The sequence below is a fragment of the Fictibacillus sp. WQ 8-8 genome (genome assembly GCF_024494405.1).
GTDB lineage: Bacteria > Bacillota > Bacilli > Bacillales > Fictibacillaceae > Fictibacillus_C > Fictibacillus_C marinisediminis.
On the sequence record NZ_JAMXKG010000033.1, the window covers coordinates 1 to 8,230 of the forward strand.

The following is an 8,230-nucleotide window of genomic DNA, read 5'->3' on the forward strand; positions in this document are numbered from 1 at the left end:
TATGTGAAGACAGCATCATGTTTTCTTACATACCGGGAAAAGTAAAATTAAATGGGTCCCATGCTTTTTCTTTTACATTTTACTTATAACAATGGAGAAAGCAGGCGAGCTCCCTGCTGGATTATCCGTTGTGAAAGACAGCGCTGCTGTAAATCTTCCATGGTCAACTGCAACGAATCACTAAGATCAAGCTCGAATTGCTCTGTGAGATCCCGTGCTACATCGATACTGTAAACGACTTCACACACCTCGTAATTAAGCCGAAAGCTTCTCATATCGTAATTTGCAGCGCCAACTTCAGCAATCTCCTCATCGACAATCATGACCTTCGCATGTAACAACCCTTTGTCGTACAGGTAGATTTGAACCCCGGATTCCAACAGCTCTCCGTAAAAGGTGGGGCTTGCAAGACCCACGATTTTTTGATCTACGTGGCGAGGAACCAGTAGTCTTACTCGGACACCACGGGCCACAGCTGTCTTTATAGCAAGGATAATATCTTCATCGGGCACAAAATAAGGTGTAGTGATATCAATGGTTTTGGTAGCTTGTGTCACCAGAATAAAGTAGGCCTCCCGGACGACCGGCGTTGGAATGCCAGGATTGCCTTCTAACGTTTGAATGTACGCTTTCTGCAATGGTTCCATCCTTGAGAAATTGTCTATACCCTTTAACGTGTCCATTTCAGTACGCCATTGTGCCGACCCTGCGGAAACACCTGTCTTGCCCGGTATCTGCGATTTTGGAATGTTTTGGTGCTTTTCTTGATCTTGTTGTGTCTTCGACTTGATCCTTTCCGGCGCCGCGATGTTCCAGTGGGTGTCGAAAATAGTCTGCAAATCGACAGACGCTTCACCTGTAATTCGCAAATGAGTGTCACGCCAGAATCCCACTTCTGGCTTTAAACCTGTATACTCATACCCTATGTTGATCCCACCTGTAAATGCTTCCTTTCCGTCGATTAGCACAATCTTACAATGATCTCGATAATTCCAGTTGGAGAACATCCAAGGGAAACGCAATGGAAATATGGTCCGGCATTCAATCCCTCCATTCATCATCTCAGTGATCTTATGCTGTGGAAATTGACGGCTTCCAAAACCGTCTCTCACAAAGCGGATCTTCACGCCAGCTGCAGCCTGTTCGAGCAGCAGGTCCGTGATCTGTCTGCCAATCTGATCATCTCGGTAGATGTAATATTCCAGATCAATTTTTTTTTGGGCGCTCTTCAGCGATTCAAGAAGCTTTCCATAGGTTTTAATACCGTTTATAAGTATTTGGACTTTGCCGGCCCTAAGTCCATGCACGCTCAATCTCCCTAAAGCATGTGCGATGACCGAGGCAGAGGGGCTAAATGAATCAGGCAACTGGCATATTTCATGATGCGGAGAAGTCAATCTTTTTCGACGAATACGAACAGGATTCGTTGTACTGAGATAAAGTCCAAAACCGATGATAGGCAAAATGAGGCAGAAAGCTAGCCAATTCAAGGCCATGGCTGGCCGGCGAACCTCTCGAATCGCTATGATTAACATAAAGATCGAATTTATTATGTATAGCCAAAGAATCCATATCAACAAAAATCCCCTCCTTTTTTATTCTCTAACATGTGTAAATAGTTAGGTAAGTATACAACTTTTGGTCATAGTGACAGAAGATGAAATTAATAACCAGGGGAGGATAGTGTTTTTTACGTTTTGGGGTTTTATCTAATTTTAAGGAATCGTTACTGAGAGATGAGCGATTAAAACAGTTCGAAAAATTTAAGACAATCGCAAACGCTCAGGAGCTAACCTTTACCGTTAAGCGAAAACCGTTTTGTTATGCATCCTTATTTGAGGAAATTTCTCTTTTGGGAGAGCAGGAGGTTTATTTAAAACCAAAAAGCACTAAGGTGGGGATCCTAGCGCTTAATGGCTCAGAGAGTTTTCAGTGCCCCTTATAATCGGAGCTTTTTTCAATTTTGTCCATTTTTCCCCTTTTTAAACTGAAAATGTGCCCTTTAAAAAGATGAATTATATAGGAACGAGATATTACTTTCATACAAACACAATCGTCTACGGAAGCGAATATGGATACAAATACAAAAGTAATTGTATTTAGAATTGGATCGCTCCTGAATTTCCTTAAACATTCAGTGATGATTACGCTCCACCGAACGGTATAAAAATGCTGCTAATCTTCATATACATTCAGACGGTCCAGTCCCGAAAGAAATGTACATTAAGCAAAGGAGTAAAGATGTTGGAACAGAACGAACATCGTGCGGATAGCTTTAAAATATAATTTCACGTACCGTATTTTAATACGGTGGCTATGAAATAAATAAGGAGTCGGATTGTGGGAAAATGAACATCGTTGATTTGTAATTGAGATCATCCATCATATTCATAAAAAATCCTTGCCAAATCCTTTTAAGGGAGTAATTTGTCATTACCTCACAAATTAATAATCTTGGATGAGTTTTTTCTAAATGTATCAATTGACTAACATTTAGCAATTGGGATATTCCTCGAAGTGTCATCGGGTATAACCGAGATCTTGATGGTGATTGAGACTTATTGACAGGATGATAGATGAGCAATGAAACCGGATGGCCCGTATAAGAGCTGATAGAAGGTGAATGAATAAATTTACGCAACTAAGATCGATTGTTTTCTTCGTCTTTACTTTACATCTTTGGTATTGAATTGATGAGGATAATATTTCGAGGGAATGGGTTCTAATAACAAGATTGGACAAAATCTAGCTACCAATTCGGTAGCTTTTCTTATTGAGCTAAAGGGTAGGTAAGATCAAGAGCGATCTTTCCTTTTTACTCAACAATCGGGCCAGATTGTTGAATAACACTAAAAGGGAAATTGGGTATTTATGTTTAATTATTATAAAAAGATTGTGAAGAAATGTACTTAAGCTAACGGGCAGTTTAGTTTAAGTACATTCCTTCACAAAGTTATAGAAAAAGAAACAAATTTTCTCTCAGCCTTAAACGTTAAAAAAAGAAGGATGTACACTTAATTCATCCTTCTAAACCCTCTTGTTCAAGAGTTTGTAAACCTTACTTCCATTTACCTGTTAATACCTCTGTTCGGTCCGTTGCAGGTGCAGGTGTTCTTGATAAATTGGTAATTTCAGCGTACATTTCTTCTGTCATTTTAAAATCGGCAGCTGCTAATGAATCTTCTAATTGGTCTAAATTACGTGCACCAATGATAGGGGCAGTAACAGCGGGATTAGCCTTTACCCACGCAACGGCTAAAGTTGCAGGTTTCACATCATGTTCGTGTGCATATTTGGTGAACTGTTCAGCCGTAACAAAGTCTTCCTCGGCACCGTAACGGTCCCCGTAGCGGGCATTCTGTACAAGGCGACCCTGCTCAGGACGTTTATTTACTCCATATTTTCCTGAAAGTAGTCCAGCACCAAGTGGGCTATAAGTAATCACTCTCGGAAGCAGCCATTGGTAAAATTTCAACTTCTGCTTGGCGTTTAACAAGGTTATACATAGGTTGGATCAATTCAAAACGAGCAAGTTGATCTTTTGCAGAAATTCCTAATGCTTTTGTAATTTGCCAAGCTGCCCAATTGCTTACTGCTGGGTAGAGAATCTTTCCTTGACGTTGTAAGTCATTGAGTGTCCGTAGCGTTTCCTCTATTGGGGTTAGTTCATCAAAATCATGGACGAAATAAAAATCAATATAATCCGTCTTTAAGCGACGCAGGCTATTTTCAATCCCTTGCATTATATGTTTTCGGGACAAACCTCTAGCATTCACATCAGCACCCGTGTTCCAGAACACTTTTGAAGTTAGGACGATTGAATCACGCTCATGTGCGATGCATTCACCTAAAATTTCCTCAGAACGCCCATAAACATCCGCAGTATCGAAGAAGTTGATACCAGCCTCCCGACAACGTTTATACATGGATTTAGATGTTTCTTCGTCAGCGTCTCCACCAAAAGACATTGCACCAAAACATAAATTTGAAACCTGAATCCCTGTTTTTCCTACTTTGCGATATTCCATAGTTAAATACCTCCTGCTACCTCTTTAATCAATTTTTTCAATTGTACCTGTAAAATTACCTTTCTTACTTGCAAGCTTTTCAATACCAGATTCAATCTTCCCTAATTTAATTAATCCACTTGCAAAACCAAAATCCCGATAAAAAATAGCTAAATTTCCCCAAGGAGAATAATACGTGAAATCTCCAACTGAAGCGTCACAACCTGATGGTGCGTCTTCTTTCGTTAATTTTTTTGGAAGATTGCTTATTTTTTCAGTTCCTGCATAATCTTCAAATTTTAAAGTCAACGGAAGTAGCGATAAAAACTCCTTGGATGTTGGATTAATATCCATTTTCACTATTACTTCCTCGTTGTTAAATGTCATTTTTATACTACTCATAGTACCTCCTCATTAAATGACTTTCTCGCTACTTTACTATTCAGACCAAATGATACCGCCGTAATAATTGCAGCAATAGCTACTGATATAGCACCGATCCAACTAACTGCGTGAACGGATGTAATTCTTACTGCTATACCTCCAATTCCTGCGGCCGCAGCGATTCCCAACTGTATGAAGGAGCCATACAGGCTAAGCATGATTCCTGAAGCTTCTGGAGCAAGCCAGACCAGATTATACTGCATACCTGGGCCTGAAGACCACGCCGAGAAGGACCATAGCATGAGCAATGGGATGGCAACAAAGGTTGACCTGGCAATAGTAGATAGCAACACTAGAGCTATAACATGGACAACCAGCCCGCCGACAAGAGTTCGGGGGTTACCGATTCGATCCGTCATAAATCCACCAAACTTAGAACCTATTAAAGTAGCGATACCGAAGGCAAACAGAGCAATGCTCACTTCTCGTCCGCTTATGGATGTAACGGTAAACAGGAAGGGAGCAATATATGAATACATCGCTCCATATCCTAACTGCCAAAAGAACGTTGCAACAAGACCCATTAAGATTTTCGGATTCTTTAAATAAGAGAGTTGCTTTCCCAGAGGGACGGCAGCCCCGTTATTTGCGGCAGGAATCGTACCCATGATAACGAAAATTGCTAGCAAGCTAAGAAAACCGATCCCCATGAAGATTAGCTTCCAATCGTATGATGATGCTACAAGACGACCAATTGGTACACCGATGATAATGGCAGCACTAAACCCAAGTATAACTGTGCCGATAGCCCCTGCTTGTTTTTCAGACGATGCTAATTTTGCTGCGGTAGTCTTTGCAGCAATGGCAAAAACTCCACTTCCTAAAGCAAGTATAATGCGTGAGACGATTAGAAGACCGAAGCCTTTAAGAGTAAATGTCATCACGCTGCCGAACACCATTAATATAAGAGAGAGTATTAGTAACTTTCGCTGATTCATTTTTGTTGTCGCTATGACGACAAGAGGAGAACCAAACGCATTAGCAAGAGCAAATACGGTGATTAGTTGTCCTGCTACCGCTACCGAAACATGGTTCGATGCAGCAACTTTATCCAAAATTCCTGCAATAACGTACTCCGATGTACTAACCATGAAAGTAATCAAGGCCAGCAAGTAAATTTTCCAGGTGTTTTTCATATTTATTCCTTTTCCCCCCGTAGAAAATCCAGATACAACTCAATTTTGTTGAAAAGAGCCCTAATGGAGCATTTCATCAGGGCTACTGTTGGGCGAAAATTACTTCATTTAAAACTATAACAATTAGATAACTTGCTTCGTTGGACGAATCATGATTTCACTTACCGCAACAGTTTCTGGTGTGCTAATTGCATATGCCACTGCATCAGCAATGTCGCTTGGGCTCAATCCCACACCTTCTATTTTTGCATTATTCTTCACCCATTCACGATTCGCAGGGTCGTTAATCGTTGTATAGAGTTCTGTATCTACTAATCCTGGGGAAACAATAGTTGAACGAATATTGTTTTCTCTTTCTTCTTGGCGTAAGCCTTCCATGATGGCTCGAACAGCAAATTTTGTACCGCAGTATACAGCAGAACCAGGATAAACCACATGCCCTGCAATGGAGTCAGTCGCAATAATTTGACCAGACTGTTGCTTTTTCATAATAGGTAAAACAGCAGCAATACCATTTAACACTCCCATAATATTGATGTCTAACATTTGTCGCCATTCATCAAAGCGAGTTTCTGAAAGTGGGGCAGTTGGCATAACTCCAGCGTTGTTGTAAAGTACGTCTACACGGCCATATTTTTCGACTGCTAAATTCACTACTGCTCGAACTTCCTCTTTATTCGTGACATCTGCAACAGCATATGAAATTTCAGCATTTGGTAATGATTGAACAAGAGCTTTTAAGCGATCTTCACGACGAGCCGCAATGACTAATTTTGCTCCTTCTTGTGCAAGTTTCTTGGTCGTTGCTTCACCAATTCCACTTGATGCACCCATGATAATAACAACTTTTCCTTGAATATTTGTCATGGTGATTTCCTCCTTATTCATTTTCGGGAATAACTTCATTTACGAAACTAAATGCGTTCAGTGTCTTCGGAAAGCCCATATATGGAAGGCAGTGGGTGATTGCGGTGATCAATGTCTCCTTATTATTGCCCACATTTAGGTTACCTTGTACATGTGCTTTCACTTGGCCATCAGAACCGCCGAGGCTACTTACGATGCAGAGTGTCAGCAATTCCCGTATTTTTAAATCGAGTCCACCACGGGTGTAGAAGTCTCCAAAGCAAAAAGCAGAAAGATATTCTTGAATATGCTTTTGATTTGATGGAGTTGCCTCCTGCATTTTTGCAATGGCATCACCAAAAATCTCTATTTGAGTAGCAAGTCCTTTCTCAAAACGATTATCTTCATCTACAGTCTTTTGGCTTTCAATTGGTAAAGCAATATTCTTTGATTTGAAAACCTCATTGATTTCATTGATGGCATTTAATGTTTTGGGAAATCCAATATATGGGGCACACTGGTAAACGGCCTCTTTGATTTCAACTGGTGTAAGTCCAACGTTCATTGCCGCACCAACGTGTGCTTTGAGTTGAGGCAATGTCTGGTTGGTAGTAAGCACTACCAGAGTGATAAGTTCACGTTGCTTGTCATCCAGATTGCCTTGATAAAAAACTTCTCCAAAAATTAAGCGACTAAGAATGTCCTGAAAATCAGGATCGGTTGCATATGCAGCAGGTACTCCATCACCAAATAACTGTTTGTATTTTTCCTTGCTTTTTTCAATACGGTCCATAAAATAGCCTCCTGTTGAACTTAAATTACTTTTATTATTCCAAAAGGTATCTGAACTTAATGTCTGTTGAAAATTAATATTGATTGATTAATCAACACCTGTTTATAATTATAAGAAAGACCTTCATACTTTCAATGGTTAAATTAACGCAATTCGTTGATTACTCAACAAATCAATTAAAATTGTTGATTATCTTAAGGAAAAGTGGGTGAATTAATAATGTCTAAAGTGGATAGAAGAATACCCAAAAGCCAAGCAGCCATCAAAAATGCTCTTATAGAACTGATGACCGAAAAAAGTTTCGATGACATTACCATTCAGGATATTTCCGACAGGGCAAATGTTAATCGAGGAACCATCTATCTTCATTACACCGATAAATATGATCTTCTGGATAAATTGATGGAAGAACATATAAACCAGCTTAGGGAAACAAGTGAATGGGCATGTGAAGGGGAATGGGTAGATGCCACTCTAATCTTTTTCGAATACTTTGAGCGTAATTATTTATTTTTTTCTACCATGTTAGCGAGTAAAGGAGCTCCATCTTTTCGCAGTAAGTTTCTTGAGTTTCTTATCGAAGAGTTCAAAGATGAAGTGGATAAAGGGAAAAATCAAGGACTGAGTGAAGATGTTATCGTTAAATTCGCTGCAAATGCATACGTAGGGGTATTGGAATCGTGGTTAAAAGAGGGAATGTCTTCTCCGCCTAATGTCATCGCAAAAGAATTGGGAGAATTGTTAGAGAGGATTGTATAGATTTCTTCTATAAAACCCCCTTAATTTAGTTAAGAAGTAAAAGATTTTTTTTTCGAAGGTGATTTATCTTGGATTATTGTCTTTTTTCAATAAAAATTAAGAATGTGAAGGAATGTACTTATACTAAACCAGCTAATAGTTTGTCAACATTTTTCATTAAAATCCTATATTTATTCGTGTTATACTACATTTGTCCATGACAAATAACCTTCCGATTATTCGACTTTGGAAGGTATTTTAATTAA

The 8,230-nt window shown here is 39.5% G+C and carries 6 protein-coding genes and 1 pseudogene; 1 reads left to right on the forward strand and 6 read right to left on the reverse strand.

All coding sequences use genetic code 11. The annotated features are described in order from the left end of the window. Positions 1 to 83: 83 nt before the first annotated feature. From M1K46_RS25260 to M1K46_RS25290, 6 genes and pseudogenes are all read right to left on the reverse strand, one after another. Complete coding sequence (locus tag M1K46_RS25260) at positions 84 to 1,577, reverse strand: phospholipase D-like domain-containing protein (protein WP_309144607.1); 1,494 nt, start codon at positions 1,575 to 1,577, stop codon at positions 84 to 86. A 1,481-nt stretch (positions 1,578 to 3,058) separates the two neighbouring features. Then, a pseudogene (locus M1K46_RS25965) lies at positions 3,059 to 4,028 on the reverse strand (aldo/keto reductase). A gap of 24 nt (positions 4,029 to 4,052) precedes the next feature. After that, on the reverse strand, positions 4,053 to 4,409 hold the full coding sequence (locus M1K46_RS25275) for a cyclophilin-like fold protein (RefSeq protein WP_256228206.1): 357 nt from the start codon (positions 4,407 to 4,409) through the stop codon (positions 4,053 to 4,055). After that, positions 4,406 to 5,587 (reverse strand): MFS transporter, encoded by a 1,182-nt coding sequence (locus M1K46_RS25280; RefSeq protein ID WP_256228207.1) that lies wholly within the window; start codon positions 5,585 to 5,587, stop codon positions 4,406 to 4,408. The genes M1K46_RS25275 and M1K46_RS25280 overlap by 4 nt, the downstream gene beginning before the upstream one ends. 123 nt (positions 5,588 to 5,710) lie before the next feature. After that, complete coding sequence (locus M1K46_RS25285) at positions 5,711 to 6,454, reverse strand: SDR family oxidoreductase (protein WP_256228208.1); 744 nt, start codon at positions 6,452 to 6,454, stop codon at positions 5,711 to 5,713. Positions 6,455 to 6,467: 13 nt separating this feature from the next. Continuing rightward, a complete protein-coding gene (locus tag M1K46_RS25290) occupies positions 6,468 to 7,226 on the reverse strand; it encodes a carboxymuconolactone decarboxylase family protein (RefSeq protein ID WP_256228209.1) in 759 nt (252 codons plus the stop codon). A 219-nt stretch (positions 7,227 to 7,445) separates the two neighbouring features. Between M1K46_RS25290 and M1K46_RS25295 the strand changes: the two genes are divergently transcribed. Continuing rightward, positions 7,446 to 7,985: a TetR/AcrR family transcriptional regulator gene (locus M1K46_RS25295; protein WP_256228210.1), complete on the forward strand. Its 540-nt coding sequence runs from the start codon at positions 7,446 to 7,448 to the stop codon at positions 7,983 to 7,985. The last annotated feature ends 245 nt before the right edge of the window (positions 7,986 to 8,230 follow it).

What these genes read in the sequence shown, in the direction of transcription:
- M1K46_RS25280 (WP_256228207.1), bottom strand. Translation starts at nt 5,587, where the DNA reads ATGAAAAACACCTGGAAAATTTACTTGCTGGCCTTGATTACTTTCATG.
- M1K46_RS25285 (WP_256228208.1), bottom strand. Translation starts at nt 6,454, where the DNA reads ATGACAAATATTCAAGGAAAAGTTGTTATTATCATGGGTGCATCAAGT.
- M1K46_RS25290 (WP_256228209.1), bottom strand. Translation starts at nt 7,226, where the DNA reads ATGGACCGTATTGAAAAAAGCAAGGAAAAATACAAACAGTTATTTGGT.
- M1K46_RS25275 (WP_256228206.1), bottom strand. Translation starts at nt 4,409, where the DNA reads ATGAGTAGTATAAAAATGACATTTAACAACGAGGAAGTAATAGTGAAA.
- M1K46_RS25295 (WP_256228210.1), top strand. Translation starts at nt 7,446, where the DNA reads ATGTCTAAAGTGGATAGAAGAATACCCAAAAGCCAAGCAGCCATCAAA.